Annotated in this window: 1 protein-coding gene; it reads left to right on the top strand. The window is 57.5% G+C overall.

The window, feature by feature from the left end:
• A partial coding sequence (locus tag RT21_RS22890; protein ID WP_177327121.1) for an efflux RND transporter permease subunit occupies positions 1 to 360 on the top strand: 360 nt, incomplete at both ends.

Raw genomic sequence — 360 nt, 5'->3', positions numbered from 1 at the left:
CGTTGGGGACCGTGGCCAAAGTACAGGTGACCGACGGGCCGCCAATGCTTAAAAGCGAAAACGCAAGGCTGTCGGGCTGGGTTTACGTCGATGTTCGTGGCCGCGACATGGCGGCTGTGGTGGGCGATCTGAGGGAAAAGATCAGCAAAGGGGTCCAGCTCGAATCCGGCATGAGCATCAGCTATTCCGGCCAATTCGAATTCATGGAGCGAGCTAACGCGAAGCTGAAGCTCGTCGTGCCGGCTACCTTGCTCATCATTTTTGTCTTGCTCTACCTCACGTTTGGGCGCTTTGGGGAGGCGTTGCTGATCATGGCCACGCTGCCATTCGCCCTAACCGGTGGCGTCTGGTTCCTCTATT

Origin of the sequence: Pseudomonas sp. 10B238 (genome assembly GCF_000970615.1) — a bacterium.
Lineage (GTDB): Bacteria > Pseudomonadota > Gammaproteobacteria > Pseudomonadales > Pseudomonadaceae > Stutzerimonas.
This window is presented reverse-complemented; position numbering and strand designations above follow the sequence as displayed.